The 22,785-nt window shown below is 52.1% G+C and carries 21 protein-coding genes; 10 read left to right on the plus strand and 11 right to left on the minus strand.

Annotation, left to right across the window (positions count from 1 at the left end):
• Window positions 1-125: 125 nt before the first annotated feature.
• Complete coding sequence (prsR, locus tag C4F51_RS02430) at window positions 126-1,511, minus strand: PEP-CTERM-box response regulator transcription factor (RefSeq protein ID WP_193906845.1); 1,386 nt, start codon at window positions 1,509-1,511, stop codon at window positions 126-128.
• A gap of 8 nt (window positions 1,512-1,519) precedes the next feature.
• Window positions 1,520-3,568: an XrtA/PEP-CTERM system histidine kinase PrsK gene (prsK, locus tag C4F51_RS02435; RefSeq protein WP_193906847.1), complete on the minus strand. Its 2,049-nt coding sequence runs from the start codon at window positions 3,566-3,568 to the stop codon at window positions 1,520-1,522.
• A 202-nt stretch (window positions 3,569-3,770) separates the two neighbouring features.
• On the opposite strand from prsK, the gene C4F51_RS02440 reads away from it, so the two are divergent.
• Window positions 3,771-4,190, plus strand: a complete 420-nt coding sequence (locus C4F51_RS02440) for a c-type cytochrome (RefSeq protein ID WP_193912288.1) — start codon at window positions 3,771-3,773, stop codon at window positions 4,188-4,190.
• Window positions 4,191-4,227: 37 nt separating this feature from the next.
• Here the strand turns inward: C4F51_RS02440 and rep are convergent, their stop codons facing one another.
• Window positions 4,228-6,246, minus strand: a complete 2,019-nt coding sequence (gene rep, locus C4F51_RS02445; protein ID WP_193906849.1) for a DNA helicase Rep — start codon at window positions 6,244-6,246, stop codon at window positions 4,228-4,230.
• A gap of 219 nt (window positions 6,247-6,465) precedes the next feature.
• Between rep and C4F51_RS02450 the strand changes: the two genes are divergently transcribed.
• Window positions 6,466-8,166 carry a two-component system response regulator gene (locus C4F51_RS02450; RefSeq protein ID WP_193906851.1) on the plus strand — a complete coding sequence of 567 codons (1,701 nt, stop codon included), beginning with the start codon at window positions 6,466-6,468 and terminating at the stop codon, window positions 8,164-8,166.
• A 7-nt stretch (window positions 8,167-8,173) separates the two neighbouring features.
• On the opposite strand, the gene C4F51_RS02455 is transcribed toward C4F51_RS02450, so the two are convergent.
• Both C4F51_RS02455 and C4F51_RS02460 read right to left on the minus strand, forming a co-directional pair.
• Window positions 8,174-9,670 (minus strand): YifB family Mg chelatase-like AAA ATPase, encoded by a 1,497-nt coding sequence (locus tag C4F51_RS02455; RefSeq protein ID WP_193906853.1) that lies wholly within the window; start codon window positions 9,668-9,670, stop codon window positions 8,174-8,176.
• A gap of 111 nt (window positions 9,671-9,781) precedes the next feature.
• A complete protein-coding gene (locus tag C4F51_RS02460; protein ID WP_193906855.1) occupies window positions 9,782-10,042 on the minus strand; it encodes an accessory factor UbiK family protein in 261 nt (86 codons plus the stop codon).
• Between the two features lie 468 nt (window positions 10,043-10,510).
• Here C4F51_RS02460 and C4F51_RS02465 point away from each other — a divergent pair, with 468 nt between their 5' ends.
• The 3 genes from C4F51_RS02465 (at window position 10,511) to C4F51_RS02475 (ending at window position 12,720) form a co-directional block, all read left to right on the plus strand.
• Window positions 10,511-10,849, plus strand: coding sequence for a P-II family nitrogen regulator (locus C4F51_RS02465; protein ID WP_193912290.1), 339 nt, complete (start codon window positions 10,511-10,513; stop codon window positions 10,847-10,849).
• Window positions 10,850-10,876: 27 nt separating this feature from the next.
• Entirely contained in the window at window positions 10,877-12,139 is a 1,263-nt protein-coding gene (locus C4F51_RS02470; RefSeq protein WP_193906857.1) for an ammonium transporter, read from the plus strand.
• A gap of 242 nt (window positions 12,140-12,381) precedes the next feature.
• On the plus strand, window positions 12,382-12,720 hold the full coding sequence (locus C4F51_RS02475; protein WP_193906859.1) for a P-II family nitrogen regulator: 339 nt from the start codon (window positions 12,382-12,384) through the stop codon (window positions 12,718-12,720).
• 60 nt (window positions 12,721-12,780) lie between these two features.
• Here the strand turns inward: C4F51_RS02475 and C4F51_RS02480 are convergent, their stop codons facing one another.
• Window positions 12,781-13,107: a hypothetical protein gene (locus tag C4F51_RS02480; protein WP_193906861.1), complete on the minus strand. Its 327-nt coding sequence runs from the start codon at window positions 13,105-13,107 to the stop codon at window positions 12,781-12,783.
• 438 nt (window positions 13,108-13,545) lie between these two features.
• On the opposite strand from C4F51_RS02480, the gene C4F51_RS02485 reads away from it, so the two are divergent.
• The 5 genes from C4F51_RS02485 to C4F51_RS02505 all read left to right on the plus strand — a co-directional run bounded on the left by C4F51_RS02485 (window position 13,546) and on the right by C4F51_RS02505 (window position 18,260).
• Window positions 13,546-13,848, plus strand: a complete 303-nt coding sequence (locus tag C4F51_RS02485; RefSeq protein ID WP_193906863.1) for a hypothetical protein — start codon at window positions 13,546-13,548, stop codon at window positions 13,846-13,848.
• A gap of 614 nt (window positions 13,849-14,462) precedes the next feature.
• Complete coding sequence (gene potA, locus C4F51_RS02490) at window positions 14,463-15,605, plus strand: spermidine/putrescine ABC transporter ATP-binding protein PotA (protein WP_202987597.1); 1,143 nt, start codon at window positions 14,463-14,465, stop codon at window positions 15,603-15,605.
• Window positions 15,589-16,461, plus strand: coding sequence for a spermidine/putrescine ABC transporter permease PotB (gene potB, locus C4F51_RS02495; protein ID WP_193906865.1), 873 nt, complete (start codon window positions 15,589-15,591; stop codon window positions 16,459-16,461). Before potA ends, potB begins: the two co-directional genes overlap by 17 nt.
• Window positions 16,445-17,212 (plus strand): spermidine/putrescine ABC transporter permease PotC, encoded by a 768-nt coding sequence (potC, locus tag C4F51_RS02500; RefSeq protein WP_193906867.1) that lies wholly within the window; start codon window positions 16,445-16,447, stop codon window positions 17,210-17,212. The genes potB and potC overlap by 17 nt, the downstream gene beginning before the upstream one ends.
• Window position 17,213: 1 nt before the next feature.
• Complete coding sequence (locus C4F51_RS02505; protein ID WP_193906869.1) at window positions 17,214-18,260, plus strand: extracellular solute-binding protein; 1,047 nt, start codon at window positions 17,214-17,216, stop codon at window positions 18,258-18,260.
• A 464-nt stretch (window positions 18,261-18,724) separates the two neighbouring features.
• On the opposite strand, the gene xerC is transcribed toward C4F51_RS02505, so the two are convergent.
• The 5 genes from xerC to lptM form a co-directional block, all read right to left on the minus strand.
• On the minus strand, window positions 18,725-19,684 hold the full coding sequence (gene xerC / locus C4F51_RS02510) for a tyrosine recombinase XerC (RefSeq protein WP_193906871.1): 960 nt from the start codon (window positions 19,682-19,684) through the stop codon (window positions 18,725-18,727).
• A gap of 42 nt (window positions 19,685-19,726) precedes the next feature.
• Window positions 19,727-20,419 (minus strand): DUF484 family protein, encoded by a 693-nt coding sequence (locus C4F51_RS02515; protein WP_193906873.1) that lies wholly within the window; start codon window positions 20,417-20,419, stop codon window positions 19,727-19,729.
• Between the two features lies 1 nt (window position 20,420).
• Entirely contained in the window at window positions 20,421-21,251 is an 831-nt protein-coding gene (gene dapF, locus C4F51_RS02520; RefSeq protein ID WP_193906875.1) for a diaminopimelate epimerase, read from the minus strand.
• 109 nt (window positions 21,252-21,360) lie between these two features.
• On the minus strand, window positions 21,361-22,608 hold the full coding sequence (gene lysA, locus C4F51_RS02525) for a diaminopimelate decarboxylase (protein WP_193906877.1): 1,248 nt from the start codon (window positions 22,606-22,608) through the stop codon (window positions 21,361-21,363).
• Between the two features lie 27 nt (window positions 22,609-22,635).
• Entirely contained in the window at window positions 22,636-22,761 is a 126-nt protein-coding gene (gene lptM, locus C4F51_RS02530; RefSeq protein WP_193906879.1) for an LPS translocon maturation chaperone LptM, read from the minus strand.
• Window positions 22,762-22,785: the final 24 nt, after the last annotated feature.

Raw genomic sequence — 22,785 nt, forward strand, 5'->3', positions numbered from 1 at the left:
AGGTCGGCCCGCTAATGGCGATGCATGTAGCGTGTCATCCAAAGTCTCATGATGGCAAACTTGGCGGGGTTTTAAAATACCAAAAAAAATTTAAGCGTCAGTTTTTTTTACACTTGTCGCTTAAGTCACTCATTTTCGATGCCATTTGGTACTTGCGTAACGGGCATATCGTATTTTTTGATAAGGTCATAAAAAGTTGGGCGGGTTATGCCCAGTAGTTTTGCGGCGGCGGAGATGTTGTTATCGGTCATACTCAGGGCGCGTAAAATTGCATTTCTTTCCGCTTCCTGCCGCACGTGGCGCAAGTTCAGGGATAGATCGCCGGCGATCTCCAAACCAAGATCGTCACGGGTTATATGCCGGCTGTCTGCCATAATCACCGCGCGTTTGACTTTGTTTTCCATCTCCCGAATGTTGCCCGGCCAGGTATAGGATTCAATGGAGGCCACCGCATCCGGTGTAAAACCGGTAATTTGCTGGCGATGTTCTTTGGCAAAACGGTTCATAAAATGGCGGGCCAGCAAAACCTTGTCGCCGCTGCGCATGCGCAGCGGTGGAATCTCCACCGTCATCTCGCAGATGCGGTAAAACAGGTCTTCGCGGAAGGTGCCGTCATACACCATTTGTTGCAAGTTCTTGTTGGTAGCGCAGATCACCCGCACATCGACCGGGATTTCGGTGCGTCCGCCCACCCGTTCGATAACCCGCTCTTGCAGAAAACGCAGTAATTTGGACTGCAAATTCAGTGGCATGTCGCCTATTTCGTCAAGAAACAGTGTGCCTTCATGGGCGGTTTCCACCTTGCCCATAGTTTGCTTGTTAGCGCCGGTAAAAGCGCCTTTCTCGTAGCCAAACAGCTCGCTTTCGATCAGGTTTTCCGGCACGGCGGCGCAGTTGATGGCGATAAAGCGCCTGTCGCGGCGAGGGCTCAGCTGGTGGATGGCTCGGGCTAATACTTCTTTGCCGGTGCCGCTTTCACCAAGCAGGGTGCAGGTGACAGTGGTTGGCGAGATCTTTTCCAGCTGGCGGCAAATCTTCAGCATCAGCGGGTCGTGCGTAATCAGGCCGTGTAAAGGTTCCTGTTGTGCCTGGCTGAGGCGACGGTTGTCCGCTTCCAGTTCATGAATATGAAAGGCGCGCTGCACGATCAAGTCGAGCGTGGCGGGATCAACCGGTTTTTGATAGTAATCGTAGGCACCCATAGCGACGGCGCGGATGGCATGTTCGTGATCGGTTTTTCCGGTCATCACGATAATTTTGCTGGCCGGGGAGATGCGTAAAATATCCTGAATGCATTTGAAGCCTTCGTCTACACCATCTTCATCGGGCGGTAACCCGAGATCCTGAATAATGACTGCAGCTTCATGCAGGCGCAGGGCGGCAATGGCGTCCTGACGGTTTTCGGCAAATACGGTTTCAAACTGGTCGAAGTGCCAGCGCAGCTGGCTTTGCAAGCCCCGGTCATCTTCGATAATCAACAGGGTGGTCTTACGGGCGTTCTGTTTGCTCATAATACTCTTCAGTCCTTATTCAGCGGCAAAGTCATGGTGATGGACGTTCCTGTGCCGACTACGCTGTCTACTGCCAGGGTGCCGCCCAGCTCGCTGATATATTCCCGGGAAAGATAAACCCCGATGCCCATGCCTTTGCCCGACTTGGTCGTTTCAAAAGGCTTGAACAGCCGGTTATGGATAAAATCCCGATCCATCCCGGAGCCGGTGTCTTCAATGGTGATAATGACCCGGTCATTATTGCAGCGAAGTGTAACATGAACGCTGCCTTCGTCCGGGGTCGCTTCCTGGGCATTCTTGATGAAGTGGGTGATGGTCATAACCATGCGCACCTGATCCGCTTGAATGCTGCGGCCTCCGTCCTGTATGTCGGTAGTGAGTATAGGCGTTTTACGCTGACACTCACTTAATGCCTGCTGCATAACATCTTTTAAATACAGACGCTGCACCATATCCGATTCATCGCGGCGTAATTTTTTCAGCAAATGATTCATGCGATCCACCGAATTACTGATGGTTTGAATCGCATCTTCAATAAATGCCGGGTTGCTCTTGTGGCGTTCGGCATTGCGCACCACCAGCGCTTGTTGTGCAATCAGGTTGTTCAGGTCATGAATAATAAAGGCGACCAACTTATTGTAGGTATCAAACTGCCGCCCTTCCGCCAGTTGTTCCGCTTGTTTGTGCCGTTTCAAATAGCTGGCAAGCTGTCGGCCCATGGTTTTGAGCAAGTCCAGATCTTCCCAGGTCAGGGTGGCATCGCCGGCCGGTGGTTTGGTCAGCGCCATAAAACCTACCAGCTCATCAGCAACAATCAGCGGGAATATCAGCCAGAGCTGGGGAATACTGCGCGTCCATTCCGGTAGCAACTCGTTATTCTGGCTAAGTGCTTCGTTATCGCCGCTGTCCGGAAAAAACACCCATTCCGATTCCTTGAGCGCACGGCAAAACGGGCTTTCATCCGGCTCGTTGGGGAACTGGGTCGACTCGGGAATACGGTGCTGATACACCTGCTCGTAAAAGCCCTGTTGATGAATCCAGATGGCGCCGCCAGAGGCCTTGGTAACCGACGCAATCGCATAAAAAGCCCGCTGATTGGCTTCACGGCTTTCTGCCGGTTGCGCCAAATAGTTAATCAGGCGCAGCCACTCGGTGCGGTAATCGTACTTGTGGCGGAACAGGTGTTTATCGATCAATACCGAAAGGCGGGCGCGAATGCTGCGGGAGATAAATACCGTCAGCAACAGCAGGATGGCGGCAATCAGCATAAAGCTGTAAATCACTGTGCCCCAGTTGCCACTGTTGGCGCGCACATAATATCCACCCAATGACACCAGGCTGATGAGCAGCCCGATACCAATCAATGACGTAGTGTAAAAAACGATAGGGCGTGACAGGGTGATATTGGCGTTGCGATGGCCCGGTTGCAGCAGCAACAGGCTGCCCAGTGCCAGGAACAGGCAAATTGCCAGCGATACGGCTGCTCGGGCTTGCCACAATAACGGGTCGAAGGTCTGAAAAATCAGCGTGTGGGTGTACAGGTAAATGTCGTAGAAAAACAATACCGACAGGTTGATGCACAGGAGTTTGATCTGCCGATCATTGGCCGCCGCGTGGCGCAGCAGCTGTTCAACACTGACCAGGCCAATCACTGCCAGCAACAACGGCAACCATGCTGACAGGTTGATAACGTATTGAAACCCCAGCAGCGCCGAAGCGAAGGCCAGCAAGGTGATCGGCCAGGCAAGGCCAAAGAGAATTTTCAGGCTGAGCGGCATATGTTGTCGGGGGGCGTAGGCCCGCAGCAACAGCGCCAACGCGAGAATCCAGATGCTGTAATGCAGGCATTCAACAAACAACAACCACAACACCGGGAAAGCCCACTGGTGAAATGACAGGGCGATCAATGACAGATTCAGCGTATGTACCGCTGCTGCCGCCATCAGCAAGCAGATGTTCTGTTTGCGGTAATGGTGGTAGCCGTACGTGAGGGTCAATAAACCGGCAACAATGGCGGCGCTCAGGTAGGCGGTAAAGGTGACGCTGTTATATTCCATGGGTGTTCCGAAGTATCCTGCAGTGATATGCGGTGAAGGATAGCAGCAGCGGGCTGAAAAACGCATCTGTCCCGGTTATTACGCCATTGTTTGCTTCAGGCCATGTTCACGTGAATAGCATTTTGCGGATATAATGCGCGCGACTTGTGCTGAGCCCGTTTGGGCCATCATATATAACGATGAGGTAAAAACCGTGAGCCAAATGAAGAAAGCGTTCGGTATGGTGTTGGTTGTAGGTCTATTGGCTGCTTCGGGAATTGCATCCAGCCAGTCCTCCACCCATGCCGAAGAGATTAAAGCCCGTATTGCACCGGTTGGTACCGTTTGCATGTCCGGAGATGAATGTGCGGCAGCACCGGCGGCACCTGCCAGTGCAGAACCGAGAAGCGGTAAGGAAGTGTACGACGCAACTTGCGGTACCTGCCACGCTATCGGCGTATCGGGCGCTCCCAAATTTGGTAATGCCGGTGAGTGGGCTCCGCGTATCGCGCAAGGTATCGAGGTGCTCTACACCCACGCCTTCGACGGTCTGAATGCGATGCCGGCTCGCGGTTTGTGTATGAATTGTTCCGATGACGAACTGAAAGCAGCGGTTGACTACATGGTCGACTCTGCGAAGTAAGGGCTTGCAGGCGCTGCCGGCTATCCGGCGGGCAGCGTCAGTCAAACAGGTTCAACAAACTGCTCAGTGTTTCCTCGCCTTTGGCAATATTCTTCTCCGGGCTTGACTGCCCAAAACCTTCCCGCTCGATATCTTCTGCCGGCAGCTCGTCGAGAAAACGGCTGGGGGTGGTTTCGCTGATCTCGCCGTATTGTTTGCGCTTGCCGGCCAGCGTCATGGTCAGGTTTTTGCGGGCGCGGGTAATACCCACGTAAGTCAGTCGTCGTTCTTCTTCTATATTGTTGTCTTCAATACTGTTGCGATGCGGCAGCAACTCTTCTTCCAGGCCCACCATATACACGTAGGGGAATTCCAGCCCTTTGGAAGCGTGCAAGGTCATCAGCTGCACCTGGTCACTGTCATCTTCCTCTTCCTGACGCTCCATTAAGTCGCGCAGCACCAGTTTGGCGATAGCGTCTTTCATCGGCGTTTCCGACGCGTCATCGTTTTCTTCTGCACGTTCCAAGGTTTTTTGCAGCGATTCGACCAGATAAAGCACATTCTCCATGCGTTTTTCCGCAGCTTTGCTACTGGCGGCGTTCTGGTGCAGCCAGCCTTCGTAGTCGATGTCTTCAATCATCTCCCGCACGGCTGTTATGGGGTGTTCGCCATGGCAACGATCCGTTACCTGTTTCAGCCAATGAGTAAAGCGTTGAAGGCGTTCACTGTTTTTGTCGGTCAGCTGGCTGATAAAGCCGATTTCCTGGCTGGCCGCGTAAAGGCTGATATGGCGCTCGCCGGCGTAGTTACCCAGCGTTTCCAGAATACTGGTGCCGATCTGGCGGCGCGGGGTATTAATGATGCGCAAAAAGGCGTTGTCATCATCCGGGTTCACCACCAGCCGCAGATAGGCCATGATGTCCTTGATTTCGGTTTTGGCAAAAAAAGACGAACCACCGCTGATGCGGTAGGGAACCTGATGATGCTGCAATTTTATTTCCAGCAGGCGCGCCTGATGGTTGCCGCGATAAAGGATGGCGTAGTCGCGAAACTGGCGCTGGAAGCGAATGCGATCGGTGAGAATTTCCGTCGCCACCCGCTCCGCCTCGGCATCTTCATTATTACAGCGGATAACCCGAATGCTATCGCCCAGCCCCATCTCGCTCCACAGGGCTTTATCAAACTCGTGCGGATTGTGGGCGATAAGATGGTTGGCGACCCGCAAAATGCGGCTGGTAGAGCGGTAATTTTGCTCCAGCTTGATCACCTTCAGCGTCGGGAAGTCCTGTTTGAGTAGCGACATATTTTCCGGCCGCGCACCCCGCCAGGCATAAATAGACTGATCATCGTCACCGACCACAGTCAGTGCACCGCGATCTCCCACCAGCAAGCGAACCAATAAATATTGGCTTGAGTTGGTGTCCTGATATTCGTCTACCAACAGGTAGCGAATTTTTCGTTGCCAGCGCGCCAGCACCTCCGGATTGCTGGCAAACAGATTCACCGGGATCAAAATCAAATCATCAAAATCCACCGCGTTATAGGCTTTCAGCGCCTGGTTATAGCGTTGATAAATGCGCGCGATGGTTCGCTCCGCGGGGCTTTGCGCGATAGCAAGCGCTTGCTCACCGGTGATGAGATCATTCTTCCAGCGAGAGATCTGGTTCTGCACCAGATCAATATGATCGTTATCCAGCTCGCCTTCTTTCAGCATCAACTCTTTTAATAAAGCCCGTGCATCATCAGCATCAAAAATGGAAAAACCCGGTTTGAATCCGAGGATTTTTGATTCGCGCCGGATAACATTTAATCCCAAATTGTGAAATGTGGAGACTGTTAATCCTTTGGATGCGCTACCTTTTACCAACGAACTGACGCGCTCTTTCATCTCCCGTGCGGCTTTATTGGTAAATGTCAGCGCAGCAATATGCCGTGCGGGTAATTCGCAATCGCGGATCAGATAAGCAATTTTGCGTGTGATCACACTGGTCTTGCCACTACCGGCACCGGCCAGTACCAGACAGGGGCCATCGACATACAAAACGGCTTCTTTTTGACGGGGGTTGAGCTGAGTCACAAATCCTCGAGGTGGTCGCGAAATCGGATGAAAGCGCCATTGTACCAAGTGCATAATTATCCGTAACGAAGAGAACGCACGGCTCGTGAAAAATCTGCGGCCGGTGCCATACTCTACCGTGAAGGGCGTTTGCGAAATAAAAACGTCAAGTACCACCCCGACGGGTGCTGCGAGAGCTGACTTAACTAACCCTCTCGTTATCGCGGGAGAGAGAATCATATGGAAAATGTTATAAAAATCCTGTTTGTTGATCGTGAGCAGGGCGAATACCTGTTGATTGCTGATGTGCTGGCGCAGGTTCGGCATGTGCGTTATCAGCTCACCTGGTGCCATCAATTAACCGATGCCATGGCGTTGATCATGTCATCGGAATATGACGTGGTATTACTCGACTACTACTGGGGTGAATTCAACACCCGGGATTTGTTGAACACCGCACGTTTGCAAGCCTGCCAGACACCTATCGTGGTGATGACCCATGAGATGGAAACCGAGGTTGACCGCGAGGTGATTCGTGCCGGTGCGTCTGACTACCTCATCAAGGATGCTATCGACGCGCAGCTGCTTGACCGCACCATTCGCTACGCCATTGAACGCAAACAAAGTGAATTGCACCTTGCCCGCCTGGCGCATTACGACACCCTTACTGAAATTCCCAACCGTTTGTTATTCCGCGACCGCCTGGAGCACGCGATTCGTTTGGCGGAGCGCGACAGTACCTCTTTTTCGTTGTTGTTTATCGACCTCAATGGATTCAAGCAGGTTAACGACACTTTCGGCCATGATGCCGGCGATGCGCTGATCCGGATTTGTGCCGAGCGGCTGCACGACACCATTCGCAAAAGCGATACCGTTGCCCGTATGGGCGGTGATGAATTTACGTTATTGTTACAAAATATTAATCACACCAGCGATGTGGCTCATATCGCACAAAAAGTGATTGAGGTGCTCTCGGCTCCGGCGCATATCAACGGCTACGATGTGGTCGTGGGCTGCAGTATTGGTGTGGCGATTTACCCTGGCGCCGGTCAGAATGCCGATACCTTGCTGAAAAATGCTGACATTGCCATGTACAAGGCGAAGCAGGAAGAGGGCAGTGCGTTCTGTTTTTTCACCGACGCCATGAATCGCGAGGTGCGCCGGCAATTAAAACTCGAATCCGATTTGCGCCAGGCGCTGCGCAAAGAGCAACTGTTTATTCAATACCAGCCGCGTGTCGATATGCACTCCGGTCGTATCATTGCGCTTGAAGCGCAATTGCGCTGGGCGCATCCGGAGCGCGGTGTATTAAATGCCAGCGAGTTTATGTCTATCGCGGAAGATACCGGTTTAATTACCGCGATCGGTTACCGTGTTATTCGTCAGGCCTGCTCCGATCTGAAAAAAATTCACCGTTTGTTTGGTGAAGAAATTGTCATGTCGATCAATCTCTCGGTGCGCCAATTCAAAGACGATCATCTGGTGCAGGTTATTTCAGAAATATTTACTGAAACCGGAATGGGGCCAGGTGATATTGAATTTGAATTGACTGAAACCACCCTGATGGAAAATATCGACATGGTCAGCCTGTGTATGCGTCCACTGGCGGTGTTCGGTATTAATTTTACGCTCAGTAATTTTGGTACCGGCAACTCTTCTTTTCTGCATTTGCAGCGGCTGCCGATCAGTGCGGTTAAAATTGATGCGCAATTTATGGCAGAGTTACAGCGCAGCCGTAATGACCGCCGTTTGATTCTGGCGATGATTAACCTCGCGAAAAACCTCGGCCGTATTGTGATTGCAGACGGCGTGGATGATGCTATGCAAAAAGACTGGCTGGAAAAAACCGGTTGCGATCAAATGCAAGGTCTTTATTTTTACCCCCCTAAAAGCATCGACGATATTGTTGAGCTGTTGCAGCTGAATTATCAAATCGCCTGATAGTCTTTCACTGAAAACGCACCCGATCCAGGGTGCGATAACCCAGTGCTTCTGAAATAGTTTGCTGATCCGGCCTGGATTTTCCTTGCAGGTCGGCCAGCGTTAGCGCCAGTTTTAAAATACGGTGCAGGGCGCGGGTAGAGAGCCCTAATTTTTCAATCGCATCATCCAGCAAATGCTGTTGTGCTTTGTCGAGCGCGCAAATGTCTTCCAGCTCCGAGGCCGATAATGCCCGGTTTAATTTCCCCTGGCGTTGCAGCTGGGTTTTTCTTGCCTCAATAACCCGCTGCTGTACCACCGCACTGCTGTCGCCATTTCTCGGTTGATGCACCTCACCACATTTCAGCGCGCGCACCGGAATATGCATATCAATACGATCCAGCAGTGGCCCGGAAATTTTTTGTCGATAGCGCCTTACTTGCTCCGGTGTGCATTGGCAACGCTCGCTGCCGTGATAGCCACAAGGGCAAGGGTTCATTGCCGCAATTAATTGAAAGTGGGCAGGAAAGGTAACCTGTGCTCGCGCCCGTGATATGGAAACCGCGCCGTTCTCCAGCGGCTCGCGTAATACTTCCAATACATGGCGGGAAAATTCGGGCAATTCATCTAAAAATAGAATGCCGTGGTGCGCTAACGAAATTTCGCCAGGTTTGGGATTGCTGCCACCGCCGGCCAGTGCAATGGCCGACGTTGTATGGTGCGGTGATCGAAACGGGCGCTCGTACCAATGTTGGCGTTGCTTGCGGCTGGCAATGGAATAAATCGCCGCTACCTCAATCGCATCCTGCTCATCGAGTGGCGGTAATATGCCCGGCAGCCGATGCGCCAGCATACTTTTTCCGGTGCCGGGTGGTCCGTAGAGTAACAGGTTATGACCACCGGCAGCGGCGACTTCCAGTGCGCGTTTTGCTTGGTACTGGCCTTTAACATCGGCAATATCTTTATCAGTTATTTGCAGTGGCGGAATGTCGGGTGCTTGCTGAAATAAAAACTCCCGCTGATGCAAATGCGCGCACACTTGCAATAAATTTTCTGCAGAAAAAACTTTGGTAGCCCGACTCAATGCGGCTTCGCTGGCATTTGCTTGCGCAATAATTAATTGCCGATCAGCGCGGCTGCAAGCGAGTGCGGCGGGCAAAGCGGCATCGACACCGCGCAAATCGCCCGACAGTGCCAGTTCCCCAATAAATTCGTAATCATCAAGTGCGGCGGCGGGCAGTTGGCCGGAGGCGGCGAGAATGCCCAGTGCGATGGCGAGATCAAAACGGCTGCCTTCTTTGGGTAAATCAGCCGGTGCGAGATTGACGGTAATGCGTCGTGCAGGAAATTCCAGGTGACTGTTAAGAATGGCGCTACGCACGCGATCCTTGCTTTCCTTAACCGCGGTTTCCGGCATGCCGACAATCGACAGGCCGGGCAAGCCGTTGGAAAGATGCACTTCAACCGTAACCAGCGGTGCTTCAATACCCAGCTTCGCCCGGGTATAAACAATGGCGAGAGACATACGCAATCCTTGCTTGAGTAAAGGCTGATCCATCCGGGTGATTCAGCCGTTAAAAAATCATTATCTATTAATAGCCGCGTTTAATCGCCCACAGTGCCGTGGCAGAGCAAATCAGGCGTCTGTATTTTTCTCTTCGCGGGTGGCTTGTTGGGCTTCCCAGGTTTGCAATTGTTGCTCCAGCGCTTCCAGACGTTGCCGGGTGCGCTGCAGCACCGCCGCCTGTGCGTCAAACTCTTCGCGGGTTACCAAATCCATTTTGCGCAGCGCTGCCTGCAAGGCGGCATTCAGTTCCCGCGCCGGTAAGGATTGGTCGAGCCCGGCGATGCGGCTTTGCAATTCATCGGAGAGTCGTTTGGTGAAATCCTGCAACATAATCATCTGCCTTTAAAGAACCAACCTGCAGTGTAACGCGATCGGCGGTTCCCTTCACCTGTGGTGGCCGGCGGTGTTTATTGGCAATGAATTGGGCGCCGGGGTTTGACACCTTATTGCTCCTTTTGGCAATTCTGTCTTGCGCTGGTGCGCCTGCTCTTTTTTTGTGCGTTATTTTGGTGCACTCGTTTGTGGCTGCCCATTGTTGATGCAAGCACGATCTTATAAAAAATCCATAACATTATGAATTTATTGGTTTTTTTGATTTTGGCCTGCTCTGTGCAAAAGCTCGCTTGACTGTAAATAGCGAGCATTCAGTTCTCTGATGATTCCATTTACGGGCGTGTCTGCTGACAGATCCGGCTTCAAGAGGGCATGAAACGGATCAGCGCGGTTCGGGGCGAGAAGGTTAGACCGTATTTCCGGTGGCTTCCCGCACGCAAGTGCGGGGTTTTTTAGGAGTACATGATGAAACTGGTAACAGCGATTATCAAACCGTTCAAGCTTGACGTAGTGCGTGAAGCACTGTCTGACGTCGGCGTGCACGGGATGACAGTCACCGAAGTGAAAGGCTTCGGGCGACAAAAAGGTCATTCGGAGTTGTATCGTGGTGCTGAATATGTGGTGGATTTTTTACCGAAAACCCGCATTGACATCGCCATTGCAGAAGACCAGGTGGAAACGGTTGTAGAAGCCATAACCCGTGCAGCCAATAGCAATAAAATCGGCGACGGGAAAATTTTCATCTCCACCCTTGAGCAGGTGGTAAGAATTCGCACCGGTGAAACCGGCGCACAAGCGTTGTAACTTTTTAAAACAGACGGGGAACAAGCAATGGAAGAGAACATTTTTCATCTGCAGTACGCCTTGGACACATTCTATTTTGTGATCTGTGGTGCACTGGTATTCTGGATGGCAGCCGGTTTTGCAATGTTGGAAGCGGGTCTGGTGCGTTCAAAAAACACCACTGAAATTCTGGCCAAGAACGTTGGCTTGTTTGCTATTTCCTGCACCATGTATCTGGTGTGTGGTTACGCGATTATGTACGGCGGCAACATTTTTGTTTCCGGTATTCAGGAAGTAGACGTTGCTGCAACGCTGGGTGAATTTGCCGAGCGCGGTGATTTTACCGGTGACTCTATTTACTCGGGCGCATCCGACTTTTTCTTCCAGGTCATGTTTGCTGCTACCGCCATGTCTATCGTGTCCGGTGCTGTGGCCGAGCGTATGAAGCTGTGGCCGTTCCTCGCGTTCGCTGCGATTATGGCCGGCGTGATCTATCCGATGGAAGGTGCCTGGACGTGGAATGGCGACGACGTATTCGGTCTGTTCAATCTGGGTGAGCTTGGTTTCTCTGACTTCGCAGGTTCCGGTATTGTTCACCTGGCAGGTGCTTCTGCTGCGCTGGCCGGTGTTCTGTTGCTGGGTGCCCGTAAAGGAAAGTATGGCCCTAACGGTCAAATCAACGCCATCACCGGTGCCAACCTGCCGCTGGCAACCCTCGGTACCTTCATCCTGTGGATGGGCTGGTTCGGTTTCAACGGTGGTTCTGTACTGAAGCTGGGCGATGTGGGCAGTGCCAACTCCGTAGCGATGGTCTTCCTGAACACCAACGCTGCTGCTGCCGGTGGTCTGGCCACTGCGATGATCGTTGCCCGTCTGTTGTTTGGTAAAGCTGATCTGACCATGACCCTTAACGGTGCATTGGCTGGTCTGGTAGCGATTACTGCCGAACCTTCTACCCCGACTGCTTTCCAGGCACTGTTGATCGGTTCTTGTGGTGGTGCGCTGGTAATCTTCGCCATCCTCGGTCTGGACAAACTGAAAATTGATGACCCGGTGGGTGCTATCTCTGTGCACGGTGTAGTTGGTATCTTCGGTCTGCTGGTTGTACCTTTAACCAACAGCGATGCCACCTTCGTTGGACAGATTGTTGGCGGCTTGACCATCTTCGTCTGGGTGTTCGGTGCCAGCTTGATTATCTGGAGCATTCTCAAAGCTGTCTTCGGTATCCGCGTCAGCGAAGAAGAAGAGTTTGAAGGCTCTGATATTGCTGAATGTGGTATGGAAGCTTATCCGGAATTTACCAACAAATAAGTGCTGGTATTTGCCTGATCTCTCTCCGCTCCGGTCAATATCCGGACGGAGAGAGAAAGTAACTTCCCGGTGCGAACCGGTTCCGCTGCCGAAGGTGATTTTGCCAGCTTTTACGTGTATCGTAAGCAGCATGACCTGAACGCAAAGGCTTGGGAATTGTCTCTGTAAACTGAACAATTCTTTTAATAACGCTCCGCAGGAGCAAGGTTCGCATCAAAACCGGCGGATAAAAGGAAATGACAATGAAATTGATTACTGCAGTTGTAAAACCTTTCAAACTGGATGACGTGCGTACAGCATTGTCCGAAGTGGGTGTTCAAGGGATGACTGTGACTGAAGTCAAAGGCTTTGGTCGTCAAAAGGGACACACCGAGCTTTACCGTGGTGCAGAATACGTTGTAGATTTTTTGCCCAAGGTTAAATTGGAGCTGGCGGTAGACGACGCCTTGGTTGAGCAGGCGGTAGAAGCCATCACCAAAGCAGCGCAAACCGGAAAAATCGGTGATGGTAAAATCTTTATTACACCGCTTGAAGAAATTATTCGTATTCGTACCGGAGAAACCGGACCGGATGCGATTTAAGTAATCACGTTATGTGAATATAAAAACGCCGTGCTTGCACGGCTTTTTTTTGTCTGTTTTTTAGTCGGGCGATGAGGTTGCCAACTGCTCGCGAAGCCGGTTGATAAATCGCCGATGTTGCCACACCAGAAATACCGGTAACACCACAATAATAATCAGCGTTGCCGTCAGCGCAGGCGGCATCCGCAGCAGTGGGCCAATGACGGTAATCAGCAACAGACAGACAGCGGTAATAATGGCACCACTTTGCAAATTACTTTTCCACACCGTCAATTTTTGTTCGCGGCCAAAACCTGCCTCGTAGGCGGCTTCCAATTGTTTTAATTGCTGCTCCTGCGGCAGGTGGTGAATTTCCGGAAAGTGTTTCAAGAGCGGTTTAACATTCATTACAATAGCCTTAAACGCGGTGCAAAGAGCGCTCTGCACGGTATCGGTTCTCAGTTGTTACCGGGCAGAGGTAACAGAATTTTTTTCAGGTACTTGTCAATCAACCATCTTTTCAGCGATCATTTTCACCGTAAAAATGGCGCTGCCAGTTTACACTGTGCAACAGTATAACGCCTTGTTCGAAAAGTGTTCTGCCAGGCATTTAATTATTGCAGTTCTCGCAAAGGGGTCTACCTTGAGTGGCTGCGAAATAGTGTTTGTGGCACCGCCCGGATTCGTAATAACTGTTTTTTTTGACCTGGCATCGGGTAAGAAAAAAATATACTAAAAAACGGCTTTAAGGGTCATGACGTTTAAAGCGCTGTGCGCTATAAAATGTTCATGAACCACGCACGACTTGCGCCTTGGCGCTTTGTTAAATGACACACCAGGTGATTTATGACTGACGAAGAATCCATCAACGATGATGAAGTAGAAGAGCCTCTTGAGGATGAGGAGGATACTGACGATACCGAGCTTGCCGATAGCGATGATATCGTAACCACTTCTTCAAGCAGCAAGGCGGCTGCTGAAGTCATTGACGATTTCAGTATCGCTTCCCGCCAGCGCGCCCGTGATGAACTGGATGCTCAGGTGGCAGCCTTTCTGGCTCGCGGTGGCGTAATCAACGAAGTGCCGGCCAGTGTAACGGCTGACCCTCCGAAAAAGCCGGCCCCGGATTACGGCGGACGCCCCATCTGATCCCTGCCGGTTTCAATAAACCCTGGCCTTTGTGCCGGGGTTTTTTATGTGTGTGGGGCTGCCGGGGTACTGTGCTGCACCGGGATGGTGCTGGCGTTGCGAGGCGGTGCTTTCAAGGGGCTTATGAGCACTGGCAAAGAGGCCGTTAGGCGCTAAACCAAATTGCCGCGCTTCGCACATTTTTCGAGCATTTTCGAGTCGGATGAACGACTTTCAAGGCTGGATTTTTGGCCGGTGCTGTGAGTAAAATGCCCCGTCTTTTGCCTATGTTTACTTCCTTGAATCGTTGCAAGCGTTAGCCGATGCAAATTCGGCTCAACATCGCAGAAGATAACCACAATCGCGAGTAAATCCTGGCAACGAGTAACCGACAAGTCCCCTGCTATTCCGGCATGGTGCTTGCCTGTTATCCGGACACCGGGCCAGGTTCCCCGCTGCAGGTATCGTGAAGAGGCCAAGCGTGGTGCCCACTGTATCTCTGATATTGATTCCACTGACAATCCGGTTCAGGTTCCACCCGATAGCGAGGTTGGTCTTACACGCCGCACAGGATGCTGCGCCAGGACCGATGTATCCTTATGCCCTGCAGGATGGCATCGTGGTCAGAGCCCGGTATGGCCGAAAATATTAATGATAGGAGTTCTGCCCTGGTGAATGAACCGCGTCCGCTGCTGATTTTAAAACAGCTCTCTAAAACCTACGGTAGTAACCGGGTGCTGGATCAATTTGATCTGACCATTTACGACGGTGAGTTTTTCACTCTGTTGGGGCCGTCCGGCTGCGGCAAAACTACCGTGTTGCGGATGATTGCAGGCCTTGAAGACGCCGACATCGGTGAAATTCGTCTTGCCGGTGAAGATATCGCGGCCATTCCCGCTGAAAACCGCCCGGTCAACACCGTGTTCCAGAGCTATGCCCTGTTTCCGCACATGACCGTGTTTGACAACGTGGCTTTCGGTTTGCGTATGAGCAAAGTGCCCAAAGCAGAGATTGAAAGCCGGGTGATGGAAGCGCTGGAAATGGTACGGCTGGGCGACTTTGCCCGCCGCAAGCCTAACCAGCTGTCCGGTGGTCAGCAGCAGCGAGTGGCCATCGCCCGCGCCGTGGTTAACCGCCCGAGATTGCTCTTGCTGGATGAATCGCTCAGCGCGCTGGATTACAAATTGCGCCAGCAGATGCAAACCGAGTTGAAGCGTTTGCAGCGCAAACTGGGCATCACGTTCGTCTACGTCACTCACGACCAGGAAGAAGCCCTGTCGATGTCTGACCGTGTGGTGGTGATGAACCGCGGCAAGGTACAACAACTGGGTACGCCTCGGGAAATTTACGAGCAACCGGCCAATCTTTTCGTGGCGCGCTTTATCGGCGAGATTAACCAGCTGCAAGGTGAGATCGTCAGTGTTGATGGCAACCACCAGTACGAAGTAAAGGTGGAAGGTATGCAGTGGACGCTGCGCACCGAACACGCGTTCAACGTTGGCGATACAGTGAATGTGTTGCTGCGTCCGGAAGATCTGCGCGTTGAATACCTCGAAAAAGCCGACAGCAGCCAGGCGCTGGTGGGCCAGATTATCGAGCGCAACTACAAAGGCAAAACCTTGGATTCCATCGTTCGCCTGCCTTCCGGGGTAGAGTTGATCACCAGCGAGTTTTTTGACGAAGATGACCCCTCGTTCGACTACAGTCTTAACCAGAGTGTGGCGGTGAAATGGGTTCCGGGCTGGGAAGTGGTGTTGCCGTATGAAGCTGCCAATTAATCAATTCCGTTTCTGGGCGATAGGGCTGGTCACGGCGTGGCTGGCGCTGTTTGTGCTGGTGCCCAACTTGCTGGTGCTGCTCACCAGTTTTCTTACCCGCGATCAGATTGATACCGTAGCACTGCCTTTCACCGCCGACAGTTATGTGCGCACTATGGATGTGCTCTATCTGCAGGTACTGATTGACTCGTTACGCATGTCGGGAATGGCGATGCTGGTGTGTCTGGTTATCGGCTATCCGTTTGCCATGTGCATCGCGAAAATGCCCCGGCGCTGGCATGCGGTCTTATTGTTTCTGGTCATTCTGCCCTTCTGGACCAACTCCCTGGTGCGCACCTATGCGCTGCAATTCGTGCTGGGTAACAAAGGCTTGATCAACACTGCTTTGCTTGGCCTGGGTTTTATCGAAAAACCCTTGCAGTTGTTGTATACCGAATTTGCGGTGGTGCTCGGGTTAAGTTACATCCTGCTACCCTTTATGGTGTTGCCGCTCTATTCCGCGCTGGAAAAAGTGGATGAACGTTTATTGCACGCCGCCAAAGACCTTGGCGCCGGGCCATTCAATCGTTTCTGGCGTATCACCGTGCCGCTCACGTCGCCTGGCATTGTTGCCGGTTGCCTGATGGTGCTGCTGCCGGCGATGGGAATGTTCTACATTTCCGACCTGCTGGGCGGTGCAAAACATTTACTGTTGGGCAATGTTATCAAAACGCAATTCCTCAATACCCGCGACTGGCCCTTTGGTGCCGCACTCAGTGTGTTGCTGATCGTGTTGCTTGGATTCATGTTATGGCTGTACTTCCGCGCAATGCGTTTTGTCAGTCGTCAGGGAGGCATCAATGACTCGGACTTTTAGACTGGGCTTTCTGGCACTGATCCTGTTTTTTATCTACCTGCCCATTGGGGTGCTGGTCGTTAACTCGTTTAACGAATCGCGTTACGGCACCAGCTGGCAAGGCTTCACGTTCAAATGGTATGAACGCCTGTTCGCCAATGAAAGTTTGATGACTGCAGCCACCCATTCACTGACCATCGCCATTGTGGCGGCCACCGTTGCAACGGTGATCGGTACGCTGGGCGCAGTTGCGCTCTATCGCTACCAATTCAAGGGCAAAGCGGCCATGTCATCCATGGTGTTCGTCAGCATGCTGACCCCGGACATCGTCATGGCCATCTCGTTACTGATTATTTTTATCGCCATTGGTATCGAGTTGGGATTCGTCTCTTTATTAATCGCTCACATCACTTTTTGTTTGCCGTTTGTCATTATTGCGGTCTATTCACGGCTGCGCGGTTTCGATGTGCGTATGCTGGAAGCTGCACGTGACCTGGGTGCCGGTGAAGGTTATATTTTTCGGAAAATTATTTTCCCACTTGCGCTGCCGGCCATTGCGTCCGGCTGGTTATTAAGTTTTACCTTGTCACTTGACGACGTAATCGTCAGCGCCTTTGTCACCGGGCCGGGCTACGAAATTTTGCCGTTAAAAGTTTATTCCATGGTGCGCGTTGGCGTATCGCCGGAAGTGAATGCAATCTCAACTTTATTGCTGGTTATCTCTTTAACACTGGTCGCTATTTCCCAGCTTCTTTTACGCGAGGAACGTTAATATGAAATTTATCTGGGTGGCTGTTATAGCAGCACTATTTACCACCGCATGCAGCGATAAATCCGGCAGCGGTAGTGGCGAAAAAGTGGTGATCTACAACTGGACAGAATACATCCCTGAAGACGTGTTGCGTCAGTTCACCAAAGAAACCGGTATTCAGGTGGAGTACGCCACTTACGAAAGTAACGAGGCCATGTATTCCAAACTGAAATTGCTGGACGGCAAAGGCTATGACATCGCCGTACCTTCTACCTTCTTTGTAGAAAGAATGCATAAAGAGGGTTTGCTGCAACCTATCGATAAAACCCTGTTGAGCAATTACCGCAACCTCGACCCGGCGCACCTGAACAAACCTTTCGACCCGAACAACGTATACAGCGTACCTTACTTGTGGGGCAGCACCTCCATTGCGGTGAACGGTGACGATGTAGACCCGTCCAGCATTACCAGCTGGAAAGATCTGTGGAAGCCGGAATTTGCTGGCAAGTTGATGATCATGGACGATGTCCGTGACAACTTCTACGTGGGCTTGCGCGTTGCCGGTTTCGAAAACAACAGTAAAGATGAAGCAGAAATTGAAGCGGCTTACCAGGCGCTGAAAGCGCTGTGGCCGAGCATTAAAATGATCAATTCGGACTCCCCGAAATCACCGCTGATCAAAGGCGAAGTCAGTATCGGTGCTATCTGGAATGGCGAGGCTTATATGGCGTTACCAGAGCTGCCTAACTTGCAATACATTTACCCGGAAGAGGGTGCGGTGTTGTGGGTAGACAGTTTCGTGATTCCGAAAGGTGCCGAGAATATTGAAAATGCGCATAAGTTTATTGATTTTATGCTGCGAGCTGAAAGTGCCAAAGCGGCCATTGAAGAGCTCGGTTATGCCGCACCGAATGTTCCTGGCCGCGAGTTGCTGGATGAGGAATTGCGTAACAATAAAATTATTTTCCCGGACAGCGAAGATGTTGCCCGTGGTAGCTATCACCAGGATTTGGGTGAGACAGTTTTGATTTATGAGCGCTATTGGGAGCGTTTGAAGTCTGGTCGGTAACTTTTAATGCGTGAGTCGTTTACGGACAAATGGAGTAGTCCTCTCGTCATCGGTGGGCCGCCACCGCGCTAAAGGCTATTTTGAACACGCATAAATACGTCCCTGTAGCTTGAGCAAGCCATCCATGGCTTGCACAGTTCAAAATAGCCTTTAGCCCGATGGCAAGAAAACATCAGGGCGGCCTTTAGTTCAAAAAGCTCAGACCGCCTTTGCTTTGACCTTTACTTTTATTCCTCCAAGTGAAGACATTATTTCGACGAAGCATTATGTAGTTTGACGGCAGCCTTTTCCTTCTTTCAAAACGTGCAAGCCATGGATGGCTTGCTCGAGCTACAGGACGTATTCATGCGATTTTGAAAGAAGGAAAAGGCTGGTGGCAAACGGTCAGAATACTCCTCGGTTATATCTATCGAGGAAGATGAATAAAAAAACCGGGTTGTCCCGGTTTTTTTTATGCCCGAAAATCAATCTGTTGTATCGTCATCTGCTGACTTGCGGCGTTGGGCGCGGGGGTGCGCTTTGTCGTAAACGCTGGCGAGGTGTTGGAAATCCAGGTGGGTATAAATTTGCGTCGTAGAAATATTCGCGTGTCCCAGCATCTCCTGCACCAGGCGTAAATCACTACTCGATTCCAGCATATGGCTGGCAAAGGAATGTCGCAGCATGTGCGGGTGTACCGGGGTATCCATGCCTTGCCGAGTGCTTAATTGTTGCAAGCGCAACTGAATCGCGCGGTGCCCCAGGCGTCTGCCTTTCTGGCTGATAAAAAGCGCCGGCTCGCCGGACGGTGCAATGGTATTGCGCAAAGCAATCCATGTTCGCAGGGCTTCAATCGCCTTGCTACCAATAGGCAATATGCGGGCTTTGTTGCCCTTGCCGGTCACTTCAATCATCCCTTCCTGTAAATCCGCATCCTGCACGTTGGTGGCAGCCAATTCGGCGAGACGTAATCCGGAGGAATAAAATAATTCCAGAATGGCGTGATCGCGGCAATTTAAAAATTCATCGCCTTCCAGGCTAACAAATTGTGCACTCTGATCAACGTCCAGCACTTTGGGAAGGTGGCGATTGGTTTTGGGGGCTTGTACATCGTCTGCCGGGTTGTGGCTTTGCCAGCCCTGGCGAATGCAAAAGTTGAAGAAACTGCGTAATGCAGACAGCCAGCGGTGCAGGCTTTTTCCGGATAAACCGGCGCGGTGCAAGTGTGCAAGATTTTGTCGTACATCGCGTGCTTTTAGCGTAGCCAGAGACGTGAGCGATTGTTGCTCACAGAAGTCGATAAATTTATGCAGGTCGCGCTCGTAGCTACTAACCGTTTTGTCGGAATACTGTTTTTCGGTGCGCATGAACTCGCGGAATGCCGTCAGTTCATTGGCAAAAAGACGAGGGGCTTGTTCGGCGGTTTCGTAAATAAAGTCTGACATAACAATACCAACCCGCTGTTACAGGCAAGGTGCCTGGTAAAATCAGCGCGGCAAATGTTTGGGCAGCAACCGATTCAGGACTTCGGAAATATAGGTTAAAAACAGCGTGCCCATGCTGGAGCGATAATAATTGGCATCGCGGTTGGCGATTGCCAGCAAACCGAACGAGGCGCCGTGCACCAGCGGCACTATCGCTACCGAGCCAATGTCCTGGGCGTGTTTGGGAAATATAAAACGGATTTCGCGCTCGCCGAGGCTGCCGCAAATAGCGCGGCTGCTTTTAATCAGCGAGCCAATATGATCGCGTGCTTCAGAGAGCGGCACTACCCGCGCCTGGCTACCGGGAATACGGTCTGCATGACCGAAAAATAACACGCTGGTGAAGTGGATGCCGAACTCGTGATCAAAACTGTAGTAGAGCGCATCAATAATATCAGCGAGATCCTGGCCTTCGAGCAGGTTGAGAATCAGACGCTTGGTTTTATCAAACAGTTTGTCGTTGTCGCGAGCATTGTCGAGCAATTTGCTGAGACGATGGCGCATATCCATATTGCGTTCACGCAACACCGACACCTGACGCTCCACCAGTGACACCGCCGGACCGCTTTCATGGGGCAGCACCAAATCTGCCAGCAAGTCTTTTTGATAAACGAAAAAATCCGGATGTTGTCGCAAGTAAGCGGCGACCAGCTCGGGGTCGAGCGGGTCAGCCAGGGTCGGTGAGTGATCAGTCATATCAGATTTTTACCTGTCCATGAAAAACCGTTGTAGCAGGCCCGGTCATAATGACCGGATGACCTTCGCCCTGCCACTGAATGCGTAAACTGCCACCCGGCAGGTTTACTTTGACATCTTCACACAGTTTGCCGCGCAGGCGGCCGGAAACTACCGCTGCGCAGGCGCCGGTACCACAGGCGAGTGTTTCACCGGCACCGCGTTCAAACACCCGCAAATTAATTTCCGCTTGCGAAATAATTTGCATAAAACCGGCATTCACTTTACGCGGAAAGCGCGGGTGCGCTTCAATCAGCGGGCCGAGGGTTTCTACCGGTGCGGTGGTGGTGTCATCAACAATGGTGACCGCGTGCGGGTTGCCCATGGAAACCGCAGAAATTTGCAGTTGCTGATCATTGACCTGCAAGGGATATTCGGCCGCTTGTGCGTCGGCAACAAAGGGCACCTGTTCCGGCACCAGACGCGGAACGCCCATGTCGACAATCACTTCTTCATTGTCAGTGACTTTCAGTGTGATCAGACCGCCCGCCGTTTCAACGCGGATGGTTTTTTTGCCGGTCAATTTGCGGTCGCGAACAAACACCGCAAAACAGCGCGCGCCATTGCCGCAATTTTCTACTTCACTGCCATCGCAGTTAAAAATGCGGTAGCGAAAATCCACATCAGGATTTTCCGGGGCTTCAACCAGCAGAATCTGGTCACAGCCAATGCCAAAATGACGGTCGGACAACTGACGGATTTTTTCCGTGGTTAAACGTACTTTTTGACTGACGCCGTCAATCACAACAAAGTCGTTACCCAGACCGTGCATTTTGCTAAAGCGTAAACGCATGATGTTGTCCCTATAACAGAAAAATGCCGGACGGTGACGTGCCGGCTGGTGTGACGATTAACAGGATCAGGCTCCGTAGCCACAAAAATCGCTACGGAGCCTTACCGGATTAGCCCGGTAACAGGTGTTCTCCACGCAGCATATCATCAATCGTCTCGCGCTCACGTGCCAGCCAGGCGGTATCGCCATCGACCACGATTTCAGCCGCACGGCCGCGGGTGTTGTAGTTGGAGCTCATGCTGAAACCGTAAGCACCGGCTGACATGATCGCCAGCAAATCACCCGGCTCGATGGCCAGTTCACGATCCTTGCCGAGGAAGTCGCCGGTTTCGCAAATCGGGCCTACCAGATCCCAGACTTTTTTCTCGCCGTCGCGCGCTTTTACCGGGCGAATATCCTGCCATGCCTGATAGAGCGCCGGGCGGATGTTGTCGTTCATGGCGGCATCAATCACCGCGAAGTTTTTGTGCTCGGTCGGTTTCAGGTACATCACTTCGGTCAGCAGCACACCGGCGTTGGCCGAAATGGAACGGCCCGGTTCAAACAACAGGCTCAACGGGCGATCACCCAGTTTTTCCTTGATGGCGGCCATGTACACCGAAACTTCCGGCGGCGTTTCATTGCGATAGGTCACGCCCAGGCCGCCGCCCAAATCCAGATGGGAAATGGTGATGCCTTTTTCGGCCAGCTGGTCGATCAACAACAGCAAGCGGTCGAGCGCGTCCAGGAAGGGCGTCAGCTGGGTCAGCTGGGAGCCGATGTGGCAATCCAGCCCTTTGATCTCAAGGCCCGGCAAGGATTTTGCGCGCAAATAAACTTCAGGCGCACGCTCGATGTCGATACCGAATTTGTTTTCTTTCAAGCCGGTGGATATGTACGGGTGCGTATTGGCGTCCACGTCCGGGTTTACCCGCAAAGAAACGTGCGCCACGGTGTTGTGCTCCACGGCTACCTGTGACAGCACTTCCAGCTCGGCTTCCGATTCGACGTTGAAACAGAAAATACCTACTTCCAGTGCGCGGGCAATTTCGGAGCGGCTTTTGCCGACACCGGAAAATACAATGCGGGATGGCTCGCCACCGGCACGCAGTACACGCTCCAGTTCACCGCCGGAAACAATGTCAAAACCGGCGCCAAGGCGCGCCAGCAGGTTCAGAATGGCAAGGTTGGAGTTGGATTTGATGGCGTAACACACCATGCCCGGGTGGGAGCCCAGTGCTTCGGCATACGCCAGATAATGCTGGGTAAAGGCGGCGCGGCTGTAAACATAAGCCGGGGTGCCAAAACGCTCGGCAACGGCTGCCAGCGACAAATCCTCGACGAACAATTCGCCATTACGTTCCTGGAAATACGACATAGTGTGACTCGAATTCTGCAAGGTTAATCAGGGGGTGACGGTGGAAGACTCTTCCGTCGGTTGTTCCGGTTGTGGCAGATAGAGCGGCCCTTTCTGCCCGCAAGCGGTAAGGCACATGCTGAATATCAGCAGCATGGCGACAAGGTATTTCATAGGATTTCCTTTAACCGCGCCCGG

This window comes from Cellvibrio polysaccharolyticus, from assembly GCF_015182315.1.
Classification (GTDB): domain Bacteria; phylum Pseudomonadota; class Gammaproteobacteria; order Pseudomonadales; family Cellvibrionaceae; genus Cellvibrio; species Cellvibrio polysaccharolyticus.